Below are 21,514 nucleotides of genomic sequence, written 5' to 3'. Positions count from 1 at the left end.
AAAAGGCTTGGCTCATGTCTGCTCCGCATAAACGCTCCGTCATGGCACTGCTGCTGGCCATGGTTCTGCTCGCCGTCTTCCCCCTCGACGTCGTCCTGCCCTCCTTCCCCGCGCTGTCTGCTCATTTCGCCACCCCCACCCACGACATCGCCCTGTCCATCAGCGTGTTCGCCATCGGGGTTGCCGTGTCGCAGTTCTTGCTCGGCCCACTGTCTGACCGGGTTGGCCGCAAGGGGCTGCTGATCCTGGGGTTGGGGATTTCCATCATCGGCGCGATTGGCTGCGCGAACGCCGACACCTTCGCCAGCTTTATAGCGTTCCGCACGGTGCAAGCCATCGGCTGCGGCTGCTTCGTGCTGCTCAATGCACTGGTGCAGGATCTGTTCGAAGGCCGCGAGCGGGAACGCGCGCGCATCCTGGTCACCAGCGCCAGCGGCGTGCTGATTTCGCTTTCGCCCTTGGCGGGGGCGTTGCTGCAGCATCTGTTCGGCTGGCAGGCCAGCTTCCATGTATTCACGCTGATCGCCCTGGGCGTGCTGATACAGGCCATACGCATCCTGCCGCCCGCCCGTGGCGCCGTTCGGAAAAGCCAAACCCTGCTGGCAACCTACAGCGAATTGTTCCTCAACCCGGCTTTCATGGGCTTCTCATTGATTGCGGCGATTGCCTTTACCTGCCACTTCGCCTTCATTGCCATCTCGCCGTTGATCTTCCTCGACTACTTCCAACTGTCGCAGCTTGAATTCGGCCTGACCCTGCTGGGCTATGGCGCGGCCTATGTGCTGGGCGGCCTGTTGGCCAGCCACATGAGCCGCAGCGTCAGCCACCGCCACCAGCTGTTCACCGGGCTGTTGCTGATCGGCGCCGCAGGCCTGGCCATGCTGGTATTGGGCCTAGCCACCGAACGCAGCGTGGCGACCGTGCTGTTGCCGATGATGATCTGCACCGCCGGCACCACCATCGCCCGCCCGGCCGCCACCTCCCGCGCCATGGAGCTGGTGCCGGCAAGCGCGGGGGCATCGGCGTCGGTGTTGAACACGCTGGTGTTGGTGGCAGGGGGTTTAGGCAGCGCGGCGATCAGCCTGGTGGCGGCCGATTTTGAAATGATGCTGGGGGTAGCCTTCCTGGCGTTATGCCTGATCGGCCTGATCACCACCCACCGCCTTTATACAAAACCATAGGGTAGGAGCAGAGCTTGCTCGCGATGAGGCCGCGCCTGAACAAACGCGTCGCCTGCATCGCGACCAAGGTCGGCTCCTACCGTGCGGCAAAACGCTGCAATCGCGCTTCAGAGATCCAGCACCATCGAAGCAATCCCGAAGTACACCAACACCCCCGCCGCATCGGCGATGGAGGTGATTAGCGGGCCGCTGGCCACTGCCGGGTCCATGCGCAGGCGGCTGAACATGAACGGCAGGCTCATGCCGATGAGGCTGCCGATCAGCACGATGACCAGCATGCTGCTGGCGACGATCAATGAAATGTCCCAGCCGCCGCGGATGGCGCCCAGCAGGGCCACGGCCACGGCCATGGTCACGCCCAGGAACAGCGCCACGGAGCATTCGCGCCACAGCAGGCGCAGCCAGTCGCGCATGACCACGTCGCCTGTCGCCAGGGCACGTACCATCAGGGTGGCCGATTGCGCGCCGGCGTTGCCGCCGCTGTCCACCAGCAGGGGCAGGAAGAACACCAGCACGATGTTGGCGGCGATGACGTCTTCGAACGCCGCGATGCCGGCGCCGGAGAACAGGTTGCCGAACACCAGCAGCACCAGCCACAGCACGCGCTTGCGGTACAGCACGCCCACCGAGGCGGTGGCGATGTTGCCCAGGTGCTTGCCGATCAGCGCGCCCTTGTGGAAGTCCTCGGTGGCCTCTTCCACCACCACGTCGATGGCGTCGTCACAGCTGACGATGCCTACCAGCGCGCCGTCGCCGTTGACGATGGGCAGGGCCAGCAGGTCGTGATGGCGGATCAGCCGCGCCACCTCTTCCTGGTCGGCATCGACCCGGGCGCTGATCACCGGGGTGATCATCAGGTCGCCCACACGCACCTGCGGCGCAGCCAGGATCAGTTCGCGCAGGGACAGGGTGCCCAGCAGGCAGCGCTGCTCGTCGAGCACGTAGGTCTGGTAGATGGTGTCGGCGTCGGCCGCCTCGCGGCGCAGGCTGTCGATGGCCTCGGCGGCACTGAGGTGCACGCCCACGGTGGAATAGCCGCTGGTCATCAGCGCGCCGGCGCTGTCCTCGGGGTAGGTGGCCAGCTTGCGCAGGTCTTCGCGCTCCAGTTGGGCACGGCTGCGTTGCGAATCGATTTCGTAGTTCAGGGTAGTCATGTGTTGCTCTCCAGTCAGCGGCGCAGGGCTGCCTGGCGAGCGGACGCGTCAGCTCACAGGCAGGCCCGCCGCCGCTGCGGTCGGGGCCAGAATGTGGTTCTCGAAGGAACTTAAACTGGGGTGGTCCATGGGGATGATTTCTCGTCAGCCGCACATGCGGCGCGGGGATAGTAACCAGGTAAGCAAGGCTTAAATACCCCTTCCGGCAAAATCAGAAACGTCCTACAAATCGCCGGCCAGACGCACGTGGTCGTTCATGGCATTCCATCCGGCCGCCAGCGGTGTAGAATCGAGCTATTCATCGCCAATCATCCCCCGGCGGGTTTATGAGCTCCGGTCGAGCGCGCAGCGATCCTGCAGCGTCACCGACCTCATCCGCAGTGGCAGCTACCTGTCGCCGCTGCAAAGGACAAGAGAAGCTCACTCCCTTACTGATACCTGATTAGCCGCCCGGAGTGCTCCATGCCTGACTATCGCTCGAAAACGTCCACCCACGGCCGCAACATGGCCGGCGCCCGCGCCCTGTGGCGCGCCACGGGGATGAAGGACGCCGACTTCAAGAAGCCGATCATCGCCATCGCCAACTCGTTCACCCAGTTCGTCCCGGGCCACGTGCACCTGAAGGACCTGGGCCAGCTGGTAGCCCGCGAGATCGAACGCGCCGGTGGCGTGGCCAAGGAATTCAACACCATCGCCGTCGACGACGGCATCGCCATGGGCCATGACGGCATGCTGTATTCGCTGCCGAGCCGCGAGATCATCGCCGACTCCGTGGAATACATGGTCAACGCCCACTGCGCCGACGCCATTGTCTGCATCTCCAACTGCGACAAGATCACCCCCGGCATGCTGATGGCCGCCCTGCGCCTGAACATCCCGGTGATCTTCGTCTCCGGCGGCCCGATGGAAGCCGGCAAGACCAAGCTCGCCAGCCACGGCCTGGACCTGGTGGACGCCATGGTCATCGCCGCCGACTCCAGCGCTTCTGACGAGAAAGTCGCCGAGTACGAGCGTAGCGCCTGCCCTACCTGCGGTTCGTGCTCGGGCATGTTCACCGCCAACTCCATGAACTGCCTGACCGAAGCCCTGGGCCTGGCCCTGCCGGGCAACGGTTCGACCCTGGCCACCCACAGCGACCGCGAGCAGCTGTTCCTGCAGGCCGGCCGCACCATCGTCGAGCTGTGCCAGCGCTATTACGGCGAGAACGACGAGTCGGTGCTGCCGCGCAACATCGCCAACTTCAAGGCGTTCGAGAACGCCATGATGCTGGACATCGCCATGGGCGGTTCGACCAACACCATCCTGCACCTGCTGGCCGCCGCCCAGGAAGCCGAGCTGGCGTTCGACCTGCGCGACATCGACCGCCTGTCCCGCGTGGTGCCGCAGCTGTGCAAAGTGGCGCCGAACATCCAGAAGTACCACATGGAAGACGTGCACCGCGCCGGCGGCATCTTCAGCATCCTCGGTTCGCTGGCCCGTGGCGGCCTGCTGCACACCGACCTGCCGACCGTGCACAGCCGCAGCATGGAAGAAGCCATCGCCAAGTGGGACATCACCCAGACCAACGACGAAGCGGTGCACCACTTCTTCAAGGCAGGCCCGGCCGGCATCCCGACCCAGACCGCCTTCAGCCAGTCGACCCGCTGGGAAACCCTGGACGACGACCGCGAGAACGGCTGCATCCGCAGCTTCGAGCACGCCTATTCGCAAGAAGGCGGCCTGGCCGTGCTGTACGGCAACATCGCCCTGGACGGCTGCGTGGTGAAGACCGCCGGCGTGGATGAGTCCATCCATGTGTTCGAAGGCAACGCCAAGATCTTCGAAAGCCAGGACAGCGCCGTGCGCGGCATCCTCGCCGACGAAGTGAAGGAAGGCGACATCGTCATCATCCGCTACGAAGGCCCGAAAGGCGGCCCGGGCATGCAGGAAATGCTGTACCCCACCTCGTACCTGAAGTCCAAGGGCCTGGGCAAGGCCTGCGCCCTGCTGACCGACGGCCGCTTCTCGGGCGGTACCTCGGGCCTGTCCATCGGCCACGCCTCGCCGGAAGCGGCGGCTGGCGGCGCCATCGGCCTGGTGCAGGACGGCGACAAGGTGCTGATCGACATCCCTAACCGTTCGATCAACCTGCTGGTCAGCGATGAAGAACTGGCGGCACGCCGCGTGGAACAGGACAAGAAAGGCTGGAAGCCGGCCGAAGTCCGCCCACGCAAGGTGACCACCGCGCTGAAGGCCTACGCCCTGCTGGCGACCAGCGCCGACAAGGGCGCGGTGCGCAACAAGGCGATGCTGGACGGGCTGTAAGCCAACCAACTCTGTAGCAGCGGCCGCCAGGCCGCGTCACAGGCACCGCGTGCGGGCCGTGACGCAGCCTTCGGCAGCTGCTACGGGGTTATTGGATTTCCTCAGGCTTCACGATCACCCAATTCTTGTCTGCCGTTACCGGCAACCCTTCCTTGGCCTGCGCCGCCGCGTTCTTGCTGATCATGCCGTTCAGCTGGTCCATGTACTTGGCCTTGCGGTTCACCCACAGGTGCACCCCGCCCTTGGCCACGTCCACGCTGTGGAACAGCATGTAGCCGTCGCTCGACGGTGTGTCACCGCCCACCAGCACCGGCTTTTTCCACTGATCGATATAGGTCAGGATCGCCGCCTGCTTGCCGGCCATCCAGGTGGCCGGGGTCCACAGGTACGGGGTCAGTTCCATGCCCATGTTGGCCTTGGGGTCATACTTGCCGGCTTCGATCTGCTTGCGCGCGGTGGTCAGCTCGCCGGTCTTGGGGTCCTTGAGCAGGGTGCTCACGCCAATCACGTTCTGCGGCTTCACGTTGTAGCCATACTTGGGGTCGGCCGCCACCATGCGCACCAGCTCCTCCGAGGCCGCCGTCACCACGTACACCTCGATGCCGTTCTCCATCAGTTTGTTGTACAGCTCGGCCTGGCCGGTGAACACCTTGGGCGGCTCGACGTTCATGGTCTTGACCACATCGCCCTCGAAATAGGTGGCCGGCACCGGCTTGCCCGAGGCCATCATCTCGTCGACGTAGCCCTTGAGCTGGGTCAGGGTGAAGCCGGAGAACACCTGCGCCACCCACGGGTAGCAGACCATGTCATCCACTTCACACAGGCGGTAGTAGTAGCTGAACAGGCTTTCCTTGTGGCCGGCGGTGTCCTTGAACGGGATCAGCTTCAGCGACGGGTCGAGCTTCTCGCGGGTCAGCACGCCCTTGTTTTCCAGGTACGGCAGCAGCGACTCTTCCAGGTCGTAGCGGTAGCTGGTGTTGTCCATGTCGAACACCGCGTAGTTGCCCTTGTGGGCATTGGCCGCGATCATCGCGTCGAGCTGTTTGGCCTGGGCCTGTGGCCAGTGCTTGAGTTCGGTGGCGAAGACCTGGCTGGCCAACGCCAGGCCCAGGGTGACGGCAATCAGGTTACGCAGTGGCTTCATCGGTGGTGCTCCCCAGAGTGATGCACGGACCCTAGCAAATGCTCATGACAACTCTGGCGCGAACACGACCGCCAGGGGCCCGATCGCGCCACGCGCTTGCCTGTAAGCGCCACCTCCTTATTCCAAAAACGACTTAGCTCATTCGAACTTCGTATAAATGACAGAAAATTCAGGGTGTTAGAGTTTGTGGTTGGCCAGCGCCCATCAGAGGCGCAAGCGCCGGAATCAATTCCCCTGGAGCTTCAATGAACCTGCCCTTGCTACTCAACCTGCTGGTGTTCCTGGCCCTGCTGCTAGGCCTGGCGCAAACCAGCCGCACCTCATTCAGCCTGGCGAAGAAGGTCCTCATCGGCCTGGCGCTGGGCGTGCTGTTCGGCAGCGCCCTGCACGCCATCTACGGCCAGGGCAACCCGCTGCTGAAAACCACCATCGGCTGGCTGGACCTGGTGGGCAACGGTTATGTGCAGCTGCTGCAGATGATCGTGATGCCGCTGATCTTCGCCTCCATCCTCAGCGCCGTGGCGCGCCTGCACAACGCCTCGTCCCTGGGCAAGATCAGCTTCCTGACCATCGGCGTGTTGCTGTTCACCACGGCCGTTGCCGCGCTGATCGGCGTGGGCCTGACCAACCTGTTCGGCCTCACCGCCGAGGGCCTGGTGGCCGGCACCCAGGAACTGGCGCGCATGCAGGCGATCCAGAGCGACTACGTGGGCAAGGTCAACGACCTCAACATCCCGCAGCTGCTGCTGTCCTTCGTGCCGCAGAACCCTGTGGCCGACCTGGCCCGGGCCAAGCCGACCTCGATCATCAGCGTGGTGATCTTCGCCGCCTTCCTCGGCGTGGCCGCCCTGCAACTGCTCAAGGATGACGCCGAGAAAGGCGCGAAAGTGGTCAGCGCCATCGAGACCCTGCAAGCCTGGGTCACGCGCCTGGTGCGCCTGGTGATGAAGCTGACGCCCTACGGCGTGATGGCGCTGATGGCCAAGGTGGTCGCCAGCTCCAACCTGCAGGACATCCTCAAGCTGGGCAGCTTCGTGCTGGTGTCGTACATCGGCCTGGCGCTGATGTTCATGGTGCACGGCGTGCTGCTGAGCATCGCCGGCGTGCACCCGCTGCGCTTCTTCCGCAAGGTGTGGCCGGTGCTGACCTTCGCCTTCACCAGCCGCTCCAGCGCGGCCACCATCCCGCTGAGCATCGAGGCGCAAACCCAGCGCCTGGGCATTCCGCAGGCCATCGCCAGCTTTGCCGCCTCGTTCGGCGCCACCATCGGCCAGAACGGTTGCGCGGGCCTGTACCCGGCCATGCTGGCGGTGATGGTTGCACCCACCGTGGGCATCAACCCGCTGGACCCGATGTGGATTGCCACCCTAGTGGCGATCGTGACCCTGAGCTCGGCCGGCGTGGCGGGCGTGGGCGGTGGCGCGACGTTCGCGGCGCTGATCGTGCTGCCAGCCATGGGGCTGCCGGTGTCGCTGGTGGCGCTGCTGATTTCGGTGGAGCCGCTGATCGACATGGGCCGTACGGCGTTGAACGTCAGCGGTTCGATGACGGCCGGCACCATCGCCAGCCAGGTATTGCAGCAGACCGATCGGGCGCTGCTGGATGCCGACGAGCACGCCGAGCTGGCGCACCGTTGACCCCTGACGCGGCCTGGCGGCCGCTGCTACAGGCTGTGTAGCCGCTCCCGCAAATCAGCGGCGGTCCCAGACTTCGAAGGCGTACGCGGGGGCATCGCCCACCGCCGGTTTTTCGGTGTTCGAGACCAGCAGCCACTGGGTCTCGTCGTATTCAGGGAACCAGGCATCGCCCGCCGGGCTGGCCGCCACGCGGGTCAGGTACAGGCGGTCGGCCAGGTCCAGCCCTTGCGCATACAACTGCGCCCCACCAATCAACATCAGCTCCGTGGCGCCATTGGCCTGGGCCCAGGCTTCGGCGCGGGCGATGGCGGCTTCCAGCGACGGGTACACCTCGGCGCCTTCCAGCACCAGGCCTTCCTGGCGGCTGACCACGATGTTCAGCCGGCCCGGCAGCGGCCGGCCCAGCGAATCCCAGGTCTTGCGGCCCATGATGATCGGCTTGCCCAGGGTGGTGGCCTTGAAGTATTTGAAATCACCCGGCAGGTGCCAGGGCATGCTGTTTTCGATGCCGATGACACGGTTCTGCGCGAGCGCCGCGATCAGGCTGAGGGGGAGTGTATTTTTCATCCCGCGAGGATAGCAGAGCCCGGGGCCTCGCTGGGTTATGCTCTGGGCTGGTTTGATCAATGGATGGTGGCGTGACAGCACTGGACACTCTCTGGCTTACCGAAGCCATACGCCTGCGCGAAGAGCAGGCCGGCCCCCTGGACGACCAGGAGGCCAACCGCCGCGCCCGCCAACAGGGCGGCGACCTGACCGCGCGGGTGCAGCACCGGGCCCTGTGGCTGGCCGAACGCGACGGCCTGCTGCCCGCCCTGCGCCACTGGAAGCAGGGCGCGCGCCTGAGCGTGATGCTGCTGGCGGTGCTGGTTATTTTCAGCGGCGCCGGCCTGGCCTTCGCCGCCCTGGGCAACGGCCCGGTCAACGTCTTCTGGGCGCTGGGCAGCCTGCTGGGGCTGAACTGGATTCTGCTGTTGGGCTGGCTCAGCGGCCTGCTGCTGGCCGGCGAACACACGGCCAGCCTGGGCCGCCTGTGGATATGGCTCAGCGCCCGGCTGGCGCGCGACGCCAACGCCGTGCACCTGGGCCCGGCGCTGGTGGTGCTGTTGCAACGCCAGCGCCTCAACCGCTGGGTGCTCGGCGCGCTGGTGAATGGCCTGTGGCTGCTGGCCCTAAGCAGCGCGCTAGTGATCCTGCTGCTATTGCTGGCCACCCGGCGCTACGGCTTCGTCTGGGAAACCACCATTCTAGGCCCCGACACCTTCGTGGCCATGACCCGCGGCCTGGGCGCCCTGCCCGCGCTGCTGGGCTTCAGCGTGCCGGACGTCGACACCATCCGCGCCAGCGGCGACAGCGTGCTGGCCGTGGACAGCGCCCGCCAGGCCTGGGCCGGCTGGCTGATCGGCGTGCTGGTGGTGTTCGGCATCGTCCCGCGGCTGCTGCTGGCCGTGGCCTGCTGGGGCCGTTGGCGCCTGGGCCGCAGGCGCTTGCAGCTGGACCTGAGCCTGCCCGGCCACGCCGAACTGCGCGAGCAATTGATGCCCAGCAGCGAACGCCTGGGCGTCAACGACAGCGCCCCGGCGCAGTTGCACGAAGTGCCGGCGCCGCTGGCCGGGGCAACCACCGGCGGCGCGCTGCTGGTGGGCCTGGAACTCGACGACCAACAGCCCTGGCCGCCCGCCCTGCCCGCCACGGTGGGCGATGCCGGGGTCCTCGACAGCCGCGAATCACGCCGGCGCCTGCTCGACCAGCTGGCGCGCTACCCCGCCGCGCGCCTGGCCATCGCCTGCGACCCGCGCCGCTCGCCCGACCGCGGCAGCCTGGGGCTGATCGCGGAACTGGCGCGCAGCGCCGGCCATACCCGCATCTGGCTGCTACCCGCGCCTGCCGGCCAGCAGCTGGATGCCGAGCGCCTCGACGACTGGCACCAGGCCCTGGCCCGGCTCGGCCTCGACGTGGTGGCAAGCCTGCCCCTGATCTGGCTGGAGACCGGCAATGACCAAGCCTCTTAAGCTGGCCGTGGTCGGCCACACCAACGTCGGCAAGACCTCGCTGCTGCGCACCCTCACCCGTGACGTCGGCTTTGGCGAGGTCTCCCACCGCCCCAGCACCACCCGCCACGTGGAGGGCGCACGGCTGTCGGTGGACGGCGAGGCGCTGCTGGAGCTGTACGACACCCCCGGCCTTGAAGACGCCATTGCCCTGCTCGACTACCTGGAACGCCTCGATCGCCCCGGCGAGCGCCTGGACGGCCCGGCGCGCACCGAACGCTTCCTGCAGGGCAGCGAGGCCCGCCAGCGTTTCGAACAGGAAGCCAAGGTGCTGCGCCAGCTGCTGGCCAGCGACGCCGGCCTGTACGTGATCGACGCCCGCGAGCCGGTGCTGGCCAAGTACCGCGACGAACTGGAAGTGCTCAACGGTTGCGGCAAGCCGCTGCTGCCGGTGCTCAACTTCGTCGCCAGCCCCGGCCACCGCGAGGAACAGTGGCGCGAAGCCCTGGCGCGCCTGGGCCTGCACGCGCTGGTGCGCTTCGACAGCGTGGCGCCGCCGGAAGATGGCGAGCGGCGCCTGTATGAAAGCCTGGCGCTGCTGCTGGAACATGCACGCCCCAGCCTGCAACGGCTGATCGACGACCAGCAGGCCCAGCGCCTGGCCCGCCGCCAGCGGGCACGTTCGCTGATTGCCGAACTGCTGATCGACTGCGCCGCCTGCCGCCGCAGCGTGGCCGCCGACCGCGAAGGCGTGGACGCTGCCATCGCCGCCCTGCGCGAGGCCGTACGCCAGCGCGAACAGAAATGCGTGCAGGCGCTGCTCAAGCTCTACGCCTTCCGCCTGGAGGACGCCGCCGCCAGCGACCTGCCTCTGCTGGACGGGCGCTGGGGCGACGACCTGTTCAACCCCGAGACGCTCAAGCAGCTTGGCGTGAAAGTCGGGGGCGGGATAGCGGCAGGTGCCGCGGCCGGCGCCGGCGTCGATTTGCTGGTAGGCGGTATCACCCTGGGCCTGGCAGCCCTGGCTGGCGCTATCGCCGGCGGCGCGTTGCAGACCGCCCGGGGCTACGGCGGCCGGCTGCTGGGCAAGCTCAAGGGCCAGCGCGAGCTGACCGTAGACGACAACGTACTACGCCTGCTGGCCTTGCGCCAACGGCAGCTGCTGGAAGCACTGGACGCGCGCGGGCACGCGGCCATGGGCAGCATCGAGGTCGCCGTGCCCCAGGACAAGAGCTGGCGCGAGGGCAAGCTACCCGAACCACTGGGCAAGGCCCGCGCGCACCCGCAGTGGTCCACCCTCAACCCCCACCCGCGCCCCAACCAGCCCGAACGCCACGAACAGATCGAGCACCTGTCCGCCGAACTCTAACCCGTAGCAGCGGCCAAAGGCCGCGTCCCAGGCACCGCAGTGTCGCCGGACGCGGCCTGCGTCCGCTGCTACGGGACGTCCAGGCCGTGCGGGGCCTCGCCCAGCAGGTCGGCAACGTTACGCTCCGCCAGCGCCGGCCCCACGCTCATGCCCACGCCCGTGTGCATCAGCGCCGAACTCAAGCCCGGCGCCACCCGCAGCAACGAGAACGGCTTGCTGCCCTTGGCGCCATACACGCCCTGCCAGCGCTCCACCACCTTGAGCTTGCCACCCAGCGTGTGCTCGGCCAGCTCGATCATCCAGTCATCCACCTGTTCGGCGTTGAACGGCGACGCATCGCGGCCATAGTGGTGGGAGTCGCCGATGATCAGCTCGCGGTACGGCGTGGGGCTGACCAGCAGGTGAATGCCCTGCTCCACCAGGTGCGGGCTATCCTGCTGCACCTGGGCCTGCAGGGCCCGGGTCTCCGGCAGGCCCTCGAACGCGCCGTAGTGCAGGCAGCTCAAGCCGGTGAGCACCGCCTGCTGCAGGTCCAGTTCGAACTGCGGGCGCACGCGCAGCATCTGCAGGCGGCACACCTGCGGCTGCAAGGCCGCCATGGCGTCGCTGAGCAGCGTCTGGTAGTCGTGGCCCGAACACACCACGATGTGCGAGCCGGTAAGGTGCCCGCCGTGCTGCGCAGCTTGCCCGGTTCCACGTCGCGCACCAGGGTGGAGAAGTGGAACTCCACGCCCTGCCCGCGCAGGAACTCCACCAGCGCCGGAATCGCCTCGCGCGAATACAGCTGCTGGTCATCCAGCCCCAGCAAGGCCGCGTGGTGGTGGCGGAACTGGCCGTTGTACAGCTGGTTCAGGGCCTCGCCCTGCAACAGCTCCACCCGGTAGCCATGCTCCACCGCGCGCTCGGCGCAGAAGCGCTCGAGCAGCTGGTGTTCCAGCTCGTTGCGGGCGAACAGCAGCGAGCCGTTGCGTTTCAGGGCGAACCCGGCCTGCTCGGCCCAGTGCGCCCACAGGCTGCGGCTGGCCTTGGCCAGGGCATGCATCTGGCCCACAGGCTGGCCAGTGACCAGCGCCTGGCCGAAATTGCGCACGGACGCCCCCAGGGGCGTGGCGCTGCGTTCGAACACGCGGACCTTGAGGCCGCGCCTGGCGGCGGCGTAGGCATGGGACAAGCCCAGGATGCCGGCGCCGACGATGAGCATGTCGCTGTGTTGGGTCATGGGAACGCCTCCCTGGAATTACTGGGCCGCAACCTTCTCGGACTTGCCGTCATAGCGCTTGCGCCATTCGGTCAGGATGCTGTCGCGGTTCTTCGACGCCCAGCTGAAGTCGTTCTTGATCAGGCGCTGTTCGTAGTCGGCCGGTAGTTCGGTCTGCGGCTTGGCGATGCCCGGCTGGGCCAGCACGGCGAAGTTTTCCTTGTACAGCTCCATGGCCGCGGGGCTGGCGGAGAAGTCGGCGAGTTTCTTCGCGGCGTCTTCATGAGGGGTGCCCTTGATCACCGCGGTGGCTTCGATTTCCCAGCCCAGGCCTTCCTTCGGCAGGATGATGTCCAGCGGCGCGCCCTGGCGCTTGAGCTGCACGGCCGGGTATTCGAACGAGATGCCGATCGGGAACTCACCCGAGGCCGCCAGCTTGCACGGCTTGGAGCCGGAGTGCACGTACTGGCCAATGTTCTGGTGCAGGTCATCCATGTACTTCCAGCCCTGCTTCTCGCCGTAGGTCTGCAGCCAGGCGCTGACGTCCAGGAAGCCGGTGCCCGATGAGGCCGGGTTCGGCATCACGATCTTGCCCTTGTACTCGGGCTTGGTCAGGTCCTGCCAGCTCACGGGCTTGGTCAGGCCCTGCTTCTCGGCTTCCACGGTGTTGAAGCAGATGGTGGCGGCCCACACGTCCATGCCTACCCACTTGGGTGGGTTGGCGGCGTCACGGTAGTTCGCGCCGATCTTGCCCAAGTCCTTCGGCGAGTAGGCTTCGAGCATGCCCTGCTGGTCGAGGATGGCCAGGCTGGAGGCCGCCAGGCCCCACACCGCGTCGGCCTGCGGGCGGTCTTTCTCGGCCAGCAGCTTGGCGGTGACGATACCGGTGGAGTCGCGCACCCACTTGATCTCGATGTCGGGGTTGGCCTTTTCGAACGCCTCTTTGTAGGTGGTCAGTTGCTCCGGCTCCAGGGCCGTGTAGACGGTCAGTTGGGTGGTGGCTGCGCTGGCCTGCAGGCTGAAAGCGGCAACAACGGCAGCGACAAGAGCAAGTGGCTTGAACATGGTGCGGTTCCTGAGTCAGTTGGAGGTCAGTGGGTGTGCAATCAAAGGCCCTGGCGCCAGGCCTGGGAGCGGCGCAGCAAGCCGCGCGAGGCCCATGCCAGCAGCAGCGACACGGCGGCCGAGGTCAGCAGAATCAAGGTGGACATGGCCGCGGCGCCGCCAACGTTGCCGGCGTCGTCCATGTTCAGCACCGCCACCGCCGCCAGGATGGTGTCGGGGCTGTAGAGGAAGATGGCCGCCGACACCGTGGTCATGGCCGAAACGAACAGATAGCGAATGATGTCCAGCAGCGCCGGCAGGCAGATGGGCACGGTCACCCGCAGGTAATGGCGGTACAGCGGCGCCTTGAGCGACAGCGCCGCGGCTTCGAACTCGCCATCCAGCTGGCGCAGGGCGGTGGTGGCGGTCATTTGCGCGGTGGTCATGTAGTGGGCCACGGTGCACACGACCAGCAACGTCATGGTGCCGTAGAACACATGCAGCGGGTTGCCGCCCAGGTTGAAGAAGAATACGTAGCCCAGGCCCAGCACCAGGCCGGGCACCGCCATGGGCACGAAGCTGAGCATGCGCAGCAGCAGGTTCAGGCGGCGCAGGCCCTGGGTTTTCTCCATCAGGTAGGCGCCAGTGAAGATCACCGCGCTGCCGATCAGCGCCGTGCCCACGGCCATCTTCACGCTGTTGCTGTAGGCCAACCAGCCGCCGCCGGCGGTGGTGTTGAACTGGTAATGCACCAGCGACAGCGACAGGTTGTAGGGCCAGAATTTCACCAGCGACGAGTACACCGCCATGCCCACCACCAGCAGCAGCGCCGCGCACACCAGCAACACTACCGCCAGGTAGCAGCCATCGCGCAGCCGCGAAGGCGCGGGGCGGAACACCTGGGCGCGGCCGCTCATGGCCTCGCCGTGACGGCGGCGCAGCCAGGCGTCGACGCCGAAGCTGAACAGCGCAGGCAGCAGCAGGATCATGCCGATCAAGGCGCCGCGGCCAAATTGCTGCTGGCCCACCACCGCCTTGTAGGCTTCCAGCGCCAACACCTGATAGTCGCCGCCCACCACTACGGGCACGCCGAAGTCGGTGATGGTCAGGGTGAACACCAGGCAGAACGCCGCGAACACCGCCTGGCGCGTGGCCGGCCAGGTGATGCTGCGGTAGGCGCGCCAGGGGCTAGCACCCATGCTCGAGGCGGCGTCGAACAGCCGCGCATCGGCCAACGACAGGGCCGACAGCAGAATCATCAGCGCATGCGGGAAGGTGTAGATCACCTCGCCCAGGACGATGCCCCAGAAACCGTAGATATTGTCAGCCACCAGCCCGCGCAGCAGGCCCTGGTTGCCGAACAGGTAGACCAGGGCAATGCCCGGCAGCATCGACGGCGCCAGCAGCGGCAGCAGGGATATGCCACGCCACACCGCCTTGCCGGGGATCAACGTGCGTTGCAGGGCGTAGGCGAACAGGTAGGCCAGCGGCACGACGATGGCGGCCACGCTGAACGACACCTTGAGGCTATTGCCCAGCAGCCAATGGAAATTGTCGCTGGCCACCAGGTCTTGTGCCGCCGCCCAGCCGCCGCCGGCCACCGGGGTGAAGCCGCGCCAGAAGATCGCCAGCAGCGGCATCAGCACCGCCACACAAAGGAACGCCAGCAACAGCAGTTTGCCGCCGACCACGAACAGACGGTCACCCAGGGCTGCCGACGAAGACTGGGCCGGCGCTTTTGCGTCCATCACCGGCAGGCTCATCTGCGCGGCCATCTCAGGCGAACACCTGGAGGCTGCGCGGCGGCAGGGCTACCCAGATGTCCGGGCTGCCCAGGCGCGGCATGGATTCGGGGGCCACTTCGGCCAGCAGCGCGTGGCCGGGGAACTGGTTGAATTCGAAGCTCATGCGGCAGCGGTTGCCCAGGAAGGTGATCTCGCGCACCCGCGCCTGGAACAGGTTTTCCTCGTGCACCGGCGGGTTGACGCTGATGGCCTCCGGGCGGCAGAACAGCCGACCGCTGTTGGCGCGGCTGGCATCGGGGGCCAGGCGCATGTTCATCCCGCCCACCTGTGCATGGCTGTCGCTGCTGCGCTGGAACGGCAGCCAGTTGCCCTGGCCGACAAACTCGGCGACGAACGGCGTGGCCGGCTTGTCGTAGATCTCCTGGGCGGTGGCGTACTGCTCGACCTGGCCGTTGTTCATCACGGCGATGCGGTCGGCCATCAGCATGGCCTCGTCCTGGTTGTGGGTAACCATCAGCGTGGTGATGCCCAGCTGGCGTTGCAGTTGGCGCAGCTCGGTGCACAGGTGCTCGCGCACCCGGGCGTCGAGGGCCGACATGGGTTCGTCCAGCAGCAACAGCGACGGCGACGGCGCCAGGGCGCGGGCCAAGGCCACGCGCTGCTGCTGGCCGCCGGACAGCTGGCCGGGGAATTTCTTCTCGCTGCCCAACAAGCCCACCAGCTCCAGCATGTCGCCGACACGCTTGCGCACCTGGTCACGGCTCTGGCCCGACAAGCCGTAGGCAATGTTGGCCTCGACGTTGAGGTTGGGGAACAGCGCGTAGGACTGGAACAGAATGCCGTAGTCGCGGCCCTGGGGCGGCAGCTGGGAGATGTCGCGGTCGCCGATGTACAGCTGGCCCCGGTCCTGGCGCTCCAGGCCGGCAATGCAGCGCAGCAGCGTGGTCTTGCCGCAGCCCGACGGGCCCAGCAGGCACACCAGCTCACCGGCGGCAACGTCCAGCGAGACGTCGTTGAGCGCGGTGAAGGCGCCGAAGCGCTTGTGGATACCACGCACGGACATGTGCGCGCCGGTAGCAGGGGAATGGTTCATGGACGGGACCTCATCTAGCAGATGGGGGTCATCCTAGGCAGCGAATGCGAACGTCCTGTGGCAGTAGGGCAAAAGCTGCCGATAGTGGTATTGGCAGATTTGGGTTGTAACAACGGATCCCGCAAAACCCCGTAGCAGCTGCCGAAGGCTGCGTCCGCGCACCACACGGCTCGGCGTAGAGAATGCGGTGCCAGCGGACGCAGCCTTCGGCAGCTGCTACGGGGGGAGTCCCGAGACCTCCTGGGCCAGGCCCAGGAACGCCGCAGGCAGGCGGGCCTGGCGGCGTTCTTTCAGGCAGTACAGGTATTCGTGCATCACCGGCGCGTTGTCGATGGTCAGCACCTTCAGCTCGGGGTTGTGCGGCACCTCGTGGCGGGCGATCAGGCTGACGCCGATGTTGCGCAGCACCGCCTCGCGGATCGACTCGCGGCTGCCGATCTCCAGCACCGTGCCGATGGCCACCTGCTCATCCTTCATCCACTGCTCGGTGAGGCTGCGGGTGGTGGAACCACGCTCGCGCATCAGCAGGCATTGCCCGGCCAGGGCGCTGAGCGGCACCTGGTTGTGCACCGCCAGCGGGTGATGCCGGTGTACCGCCAGCACCAGCGGGTCGGTGCCCAGCACCCGGCGGATCAGCCGGGCGTCGTCCACCAGCTGCGAGGACGCGGCCAGGTCCACCCGGTAGTCCTCGAGCATTTCCAGCACCTGCTGGGAATTGCCGATTTCCATCGACACCTCCACCTGGGGCAGGCGCTCGCGGAAGATCTTCACCAGGTCGAGGATGTAGTAAGGCGCCGTGGCGGCAATGCGCAGGGCGCCCTCGCCCTGGCCGCTGTTGCGCAGGAAGAACTCGATGTCGGCTTCCTGCTGCAGCAGCGCCTTGACCATGGGCAGCAGGCGGGCGCCGTCGTCGCTCAGGGTCAGGCGGCGGCCGCCACGGTAGAACAGCTCCACCGCGTACTGGCTTTCCAGGTGGCGAATCTGCGTGGTCACGGTGGGCTGGCTGAGGCCCAGTTTTTTCGCCGCCAGGGTGATGCTGCCCAGCCGGGCCACCATGTAAAACGCCTTCAGCTCGGCACTCAGCATCACCACCTCATTACTTGCGTAGCAGCCTCAACCCGTTGAAGACCACCAACAGGCTGACGCCCATATCGGCGAACACCGCCATCCACATCGTCGCCACCCCGGCAAAGGTCATTGCCAGGAACACGGCCTTGATCACCAGCGCCAACACGATGTTCTGCATCAGTATCGACCGGGTCTGGCGCGAGAGCCTGACGAACGTCGGGATTTTTCGCAAGTCGTCGTCCATCAGCGCCACGTCGGCGGTCTCGATGGCAGTATCGGTGCCCGCCGCCGCCATGGCAAAGCCCAGCTCGGCGCGGGCCAGGGCCGGCGCGTCGTTGATGCCGTCGCCGACCATGCCCACCCGGTGGCCCTGGGCATAAAGCTCTTCAATGGCCTGCAGCTTGTCCGCTGGCAGCAGGTTGCCGCGCGCCTGGTCGATGCCTACCTGGGCGGCGATGGCGCTGGCAGTGTGGGGGTTGTCGCCGGTCAGCATCAGGGTCTTGATGCCCAGGGCGTGCAGCTGGGCGATGGCCTCACGGCTGCTGTCCTTGAGGGTGTCGGCCACGGCGAAGAAGGCCAGCGGGCCGCTGGTGTCCAGCAACAGCACCACGCTCTTGCCCTGGCGCTCCAGCACGTCCAGCTGGGCTTCCAGTTGCGGCGAGCACAGGCCCAGCTCTTCCACCAGGCGGTGGTTGCCCAGGTGGTACAGCTGGCCGTTGATGCTACCGCTCACGCCACGCCCGGCCAGGGCCTGGAAGTCCATGACCTCCAGCAGCGCCTCGCCGGCTTCCAGCGCCGGGCGGGCAATGGCCTGGGACACCGGGTGGTCGGAGCGAGCGGCCAGGCTGGCGGCGATCTGCTCGGCAGTGGCGGCATAGGCAGGGTCCAGCGGCACGAAGTCGGTCTGCACCGGTTTGCCATGGGTCAGCGTGCCGGTCTTGTCGAGCGCCAGGAAGTCCAGCTTGTGGCCACCTTCCAGGTACACCCCGCCCTTGATCAGGATGCCCTTGCGCGCCGCCGCGGCCAGGCCGCTGACGATGGTCACCGGGGTGGAAATCACCAGCGCGCACGGGCAGGCGACCACCAGCAGCACCAGCGCGCGGTAGATCCAGTCGAACCAGGCGCCGCCCATGAACAGCGGCGGCAGCACCGCCACGGCCAGGGCCAGGGCGAACACCGCCGGGGTGTACACCCGTGAAAAGTTATCCACAAAGCGCTGGGTGGGCGCGCGGGCACCCTGGGCCTGTTCCACGGCATGAATGATGCGCGCCAGGGTGGAGTTGCTGGCCAGCGCGGTCACCCGGTATTCCAGGGCGCCTGCCTGGTTGATGGTGCCGGCGAACAGCTTGTCGCCCACCGCCTTCTCCACCGGCAGGCTTTCGCCGGTAATGGCCGCCTGATCGACGCTGGATTGCCCGCTGACCACTTCGCCATCCAGGGCAATGCGCTCGCCAGGGCGCACCCGCACGACAGCGTCCAGGGCAATCTTGCGGGCGTCCAGTTCCAGCCACTGGCCGTCGGCCTGGCGCACGGTCGCTTGTTCGGGGGTCAGCTGCAGCAGGCCGCCGATGGCGTTGCGCGCGCGGCTCAGCGAGCGCGCCTCAATCAGCTCGGCCACGGTGAACAGGAACATCACCATGGCCGCTTCCGGCCATTGGCCGATCAGTACCGCGCCGGTGACGGCGATGCTCATCAGCGCGTTGATGTTCAGGTTGCGGTTCTTCAGGGCGATCCAGCCCTTCTTGTAGGTGGTCAGGCCGCCACTGGCAATCGCCAGCAACGCCAGCCCGGCGATCAGCCAGCTGGGCGCCAGGCCGCTGAAATGGGCGATTTCCGAGGCCACCGCGGCCACGCCGGACAGCGCCAGCGGCCACCAGGGCTTGCGCACCGGTGCCGGCGCTCCAGGGCTGGCCTGGCCTTGGCCGTCCAGGGGCTCGGCGCTCATGCCCAGGCCGGCAATGGCCTCGATAATCACGTCATCAGCGGCCAACGAGTGGCGAACGCCCAGCACCCGGTTGATCAGGTTGAACTCCAGCGCCTCGACGCCGGCCAGCTTGCCCAGGCGGTTCTGGATCAGGGTCTGCTCGGTGGGGCAGTCCATCTGCTCGATGCGGAAGCGGCTCAGGCGCGCGTCAGCACTGGCCGTGGCGCTCAGGCGCACGGTAGCGGGCGGCGCCGGCTTGTCGCTGGCGCAGCAGCTGCCGCCGTGGGCGTGGCCGCGAATGGCCGCGTGCTCATGGGCGTGGCCGTGGTCGTCGTGCTTGTGGCTATGGGTTGGCTGCTGGCTCATTGGTCAGGTCTGGTAAAGTGCCTGTTGCCAAGTGAACACCCTGTAGCCACTATAGGGTCAAGCACCTTTGGAGGGCGCAGCCATGAAAATCGGCGAACTGGCCAAGGCCACCGACTGCCAGGTCGAGACCATCCGCTACTACGAGCGCGAGCAGTTGCTACCGCCGCCCGCGCGCAGCGACGGCAACTACCGGCTCTACACCCAGGCCCACGTCGAGCGGCTGACGTTCATCCGCAACTGCCGCACCCTGGACATGACCCTGGACGAAATCCGCAGCCTGCTGACCCTGCGCGACAGCCCCCAGGACCAGTGCGCAAGCGTCAACACCCTGATCGACGAGCACATTCACCACGTGCGTGCGCGCATCGACGGCCTGCAGGCCCTGCAAGCCCAGCTGCTGGAACTGCGCCAGCGCTGCGGCACCGTGGGCGAGAACGACCAGTGCGGCATTCTCCAGCGCCTGGAGGTCAACGGCGCGGTGACAGCGCCCGAGGCCGAACACTCACATGTGGGCCGTAGCCACGGCCACTGAGGGCGGCGGGCTGGGCACGGCTTCCAGCACCACTTCTACCCGGCGGTTTTCAGCCCGCCCGGCCACCGTGGCGTTATCCCCCAACGGGTGGGTATCGCCAAAGCCCACCGCGCGCAGGCGCTGGCCATCGACGCCGTTGCCCTGCAGGTAGCGCACCACGCTGGCAGCGCGGGCGCTGGACAGCTCCCAATTGGACGGGAAACGCGGGTTCTGGATCTTCTCGGCGTCGGTGTGGCCTTCCACCAGGATCGGCTGGCTGTTCTTGCCCAGCACCGGCAGCAATTGCTGCAAGGCGCCGATGCCCGCGCGGCTCAGGTCAGCCTGGCCGGATTCGAACAGCAGCTCGCTGCTCAGGCGAAAGCTCACGGTCTTCTGCGAAATATCCACCTGGATGTCCTTGCCCAAGGCGTCGATGCCCAGGTTTTTCGCCAGTTCCTCGGTGGTCGGCAACGGCGGTGGTGCAGGCGGCGCGGGCGCCGGCTCGGCCTTTGGCACCGCGGCCAGCACCGGCTTCACTACCTGCGGCCGCCCCAGCAACGCCAGGCCGTGGGGCAGCAGGCCCTGGCCCATGAACGGCAGCGGCGCCACGGGTGGCGGCGGGTTGCCGTGCAGGCGCGTGGTAATCGCCAACATGGCCATGGTCACCACCAGCAGCAGGGTCATCATGTCCAGGTAGGTCATCATCCAGCTGTCGTCGTCGCCCTCGCCGCCCGTGCGCCCCAGGGCCTCCAGTGGCCGGCTCATGGGCGGGCGCTCTCGCCCAGGCGCGGGGTGATGCGCAGCTGTTCGCGGATCTCGTCCGGGTGGTGGCTGACGAAGGTGCCCAGGGTCTCGCGGATCAGGCCGGGGCTGCGCTTGTTGCACATCATCGCCACGCCCTGGATCACCATGTTCATCAGCAGCACGCGCTGCTCGGTGCGCCGCTCCAGCTTCACCGCCACCGGCTTGAGCACCAGGTTGGCCAGCAGCACGCCGTACAGGGTGGTCATCAGGCCTACCGACATCTGGTGGCCGATGGTGACCATGTCGCCGTCGCCCAGCACGAACATCAGGTTCACCAGCCCCACCAGGGTGCCGAGCATGCCGAACGCCGGCGCATAGCTGGCCATCACCCGGAACAGCTGCGCCTCGGCGCGCTCCTTGGCGCGCATGCGCACGATGCGCCATTGCAGCAGCTCGATGATCTCGGCTTCCGGGGTCTTGTCGATGACCAGCTGCACGCCCGAGCGCAGGAAGGGGTTGCGGGTGTTTGCCAGCACCTTCTCCACCGCCCGCAGGTCGTCGTCCACCCACAGCCGCGCCATGCTCACCAGCTGCTCGATGTCGTCATGGGCATGCACCGGTTCCTTGCGGATCACCGTGGCGAACAGCCCCAGCACCCGGCGCACCTCGCTCAGCGGGTAGCTCAGGCAGGTGGCGGCAAAGGTGCCGATCAGCACGATGCCCAGGCTCGGCAGGTCAAGGAACATCAGCGGGTGTTGCGCCGAAAACAGCAACAGCAAGGCCAGCAGGACCAGGCCTGACAACAGGCCGATCAGGGTCGAGGGATTCATCACGGGCTCCGGTAAATGAACAGCAACGGCCGGATTTATAACGCGCGCGTGGTGGATTCAATGCCGCTAACACAGCCCTTTTTCCCGTCGAAATCCAGCGACGAACGCCGCCGGGGAAAAAATTTTCGGGCATTTCTAAAGGTGGAAGGGGTGGTGCCGATCTTCGCGGTTAAAACCCAGGGGTTAGGCCAAAGCCGCTGAAACCCTGGGT

17 protein-coding genes and 1 pseudogene are annotated in these 21,514 nt (G+C 66.8%); 7 read left to right on the top strand and 11 right to left on the bottom strand.

What is annotated here, in order from left to right:
* The first annotated feature begins 14 nt into the window (after positions 1-14).
* Complete coding sequence (locus AC0Z2B_RS10370) at positions 15-1,181, top strand: MFS transporter (protein ID WP_476296494.1); 1,167 nt, start codon at positions 15-17, stop codon at positions 1,179-1,181.
* Between the two features lie 107 nt (positions 1,182-1,288).
* Here the strand turns inward: AC0Z2B_RS10370 and mgtE are convergent, their stop codons facing one another.
* On the bottom strand, positions 1,289-2,335 hold the full coding sequence (mgtE, locus tag AC0Z2B_RS10365; RefSeq protein WP_473004794.1) for a magnesium transporter: 1,047 nt from the start codon (positions 2,333-2,335) through the stop codon (positions 1,289-1,291).
* 462 nt (positions 2,336-2,797) lie between these two features.
* Between mgtE and ilvD the strand changes: the two genes are divergently transcribed.
* Positions 2,798-4,639 (top strand): dihydroxy-acid dehydratase, encoded by a 1,842-nt coding sequence (ilvD, locus tag AC0Z2B_RS10360; protein WP_416427386.1) that lies wholly within the window; start codon positions 2,798-2,800, stop codon positions 4,637-4,639.
* A gap of 88 nt (positions 4,640-4,727) precedes the next feature.
* On the opposite strand, the gene AC0Z2B_RS10355 is transcribed toward ilvD, so the two are convergent.
* Complete coding sequence (locus AC0Z2B_RS10355) at positions 4,728-5,783, bottom strand: HAD family hydrolase (protein WP_476296492.1); 1,056 nt, start codon at positions 5,781-5,783, stop codon at positions 4,728-4,730.
* 245 nt (positions 5,784-6,028) lie between these two features.
* On the opposite strand from AC0Z2B_RS10355, the gene AC0Z2B_RS10350 reads away from it, so the two are divergent.
* Entirely contained in the window at positions 6,029-7,420 is a 1,392-nt protein-coding gene (locus tag AC0Z2B_RS10350; RefSeq protein WP_476296491.1) for an L-cystine transporter, read from the top strand.
* Positions 7,421-7,474: 54 nt separating this feature from the next.
* On the opposite strand, the gene AC0Z2B_RS10345 is transcribed toward AC0Z2B_RS10350, so the two are convergent.
* On the bottom strand, positions 7,475-7,987 hold the full coding sequence (locus AC0Z2B_RS10345; protein WP_476296489.1) for a dihydrofolate reductase: 513 nt from the start codon (positions 7,985-7,987) through the stop codon (positions 7,475-7,477).
* 71 nt (positions 7,988-8,058) lie between these two features.
* Here AC0Z2B_RS10345 and AC0Z2B_RS10340 point away from each other — a divergent pair, with 71 nt between their 5' ends.
* Both AC0Z2B_RS10340 and AC0Z2B_RS10335 read left to right on the top strand, forming a co-directional pair.
* On the top strand, positions 8,059-9,432 hold the full coding sequence (locus AC0Z2B_RS10340; RefSeq protein WP_476296487.1) for a DUF2868 domain-containing protein: 1,374 nt from the start codon (positions 8,059-8,061) through the stop codon (positions 9,430-9,432).
* Positions 9,416-10,780, top strand: coding sequence for a DUF3482 domain-containing protein (locus tag AC0Z2B_RS10335; RefSeq protein ID WP_476296485.1), 1,365 nt, complete (start codon positions 9,416-9,418; stop codon positions 10,778-10,780). Before AC0Z2B_RS10340 ends, AC0Z2B_RS10335 begins: the two co-directional genes overlap by 17 nt.
* Positions 10,781-10,848: 68 nt before the next feature.
* On the opposite strand, the pseudogene AC0Z2B_RS10330 reads toward AC0Z2B_RS10335, so the two are convergent.
* The 6 genes and pseudogenes from AC0Z2B_RS10330 to AC0Z2B_RS10305 form a co-directional block, all read right to left on the bottom strand.
* Positions 10,849-11,999, bottom strand: a pseudogene (locus tag AC0Z2B_RS10330) (TIGR03364 family FAD-dependent oxidoreductase).
* Positions 12,000-12,017: 18 nt separating this feature from the next.
* Positions 12,018-13,043, bottom strand: a complete 1,026-nt coding sequence (locus tag AC0Z2B_RS10325) for a putative 2-aminoethylphosphonate ABC transporter substrate-binding protein (RefSeq protein ID WP_476296483.1) — start codon at positions 13,041-13,043, stop codon at positions 12,018-12,020.
* A 41-nt stretch (positions 13,044-13,084) separates the two neighbouring features.
* Positions 13,085-14,797, bottom strand: coding sequence for a putative 2-aminoethylphosphonate ABC transporter permease subunit (locus AC0Z2B_RS10320; RefSeq protein WP_476296481.1), 1,713 nt, complete (start codon positions 14,795-14,797; stop codon positions 13,085-13,087).
* Between the two features lies 1 nt (position 14,798).
* On the bottom strand, positions 14,799-15,860 hold the full coding sequence (locus tag AC0Z2B_RS10315; protein ID WP_476296479.1) for a putative 2-aminoethylphosphonate ABC transporter ATP-binding protein: 1,062 nt from the start codon (positions 15,858-15,860) through the stop codon (positions 14,799-14,801).
* Between the two features lie 216 nt (positions 15,861-16,076).
* Entirely contained in the window at positions 16,077-16,946 is an 870-nt protein-coding gene (locus tag AC0Z2B_RS10310; RefSeq protein WP_476296477.1) for a LysR family transcriptional regulator, read from the bottom strand.
* Between the two features lie 10 nt (positions 16,947-16,956).
* Positions 16,957-19,218 (bottom strand): heavy metal translocating P-type ATPase, encoded by a 2,262-nt coding sequence (locus AC0Z2B_RS10305; protein WP_476296475.1) that lies wholly within the window; start codon positions 19,216-19,218, stop codon positions 16,957-16,959.
* Between the two features lie 82 nt (positions 19,219-19,300).
* Between AC0Z2B_RS10305 and cadR the strand changes: the two genes are divergently transcribed.
* Positions 19,301-19,750: a Cd(II)/Pb(II)-responsive transcriptional regulator gene (cadR, locus tag AC0Z2B_RS10300; protein WP_473004805.1), complete on the top strand. Its 450-nt coding sequence runs from the start codon at positions 19,301-19,303 to the stop codon at positions 19,748-19,750.
* Here cadR and AC0Z2B_RS10295 read toward each other — a convergent pair.
* Both AC0Z2B_RS10295 and AC0Z2B_RS10290 read right to left on the bottom strand, forming a co-directional pair.
* The gene (locus AC0Z2B_RS10295; RefSeq protein WP_476296473.1) at positions 19,721-20,494 is read right to left on the bottom strand and encodes an OmpA/MotB family protein; all 774 of its coding nucleotides are present in this window, start codon (positions 20,492-20,494) and stop codon (positions 19,721-19,723) included. The genes cadR and AC0Z2B_RS10295 overlap by 30 nt on opposite strands.
* The gene (locus AC0Z2B_RS10290) at positions 20,491-21,303 is read right to left on the bottom strand and encodes a motility protein A (protein WP_416421417.1); all 813 of its coding nucleotides are present in this window, start codon (positions 21,301-21,303) and stop codon (positions 20,491-20,493) included. The genes AC0Z2B_RS10295 and AC0Z2B_RS10290 overlap by 4 nt, the downstream gene beginning before the upstream one ends.
* 15 nt (positions 21,304-21,318) lie before the next feature.
* On the opposite strand from AC0Z2B_RS10290, the gene AC0Z2B_RS10285 reads away from it, so the two are divergent.
* Positions 21,319-21,504, top strand: coding sequence for a hypothetical protein (locus AC0Z2B_RS10285; protein WP_416421418.1), 186 nt, complete (start codon positions 21,319-21,321; stop codon positions 21,502-21,504).
* Positions 21,505-21,514 lie beyond the last annotated feature (10 nt).

The sequence above is a fragment of the Pseudomonas sp. GYB4201 genome (assembly GCF_056312595.1).
This window is presented reverse-complemented; position numbering and strand designations above follow the sequence as displayed.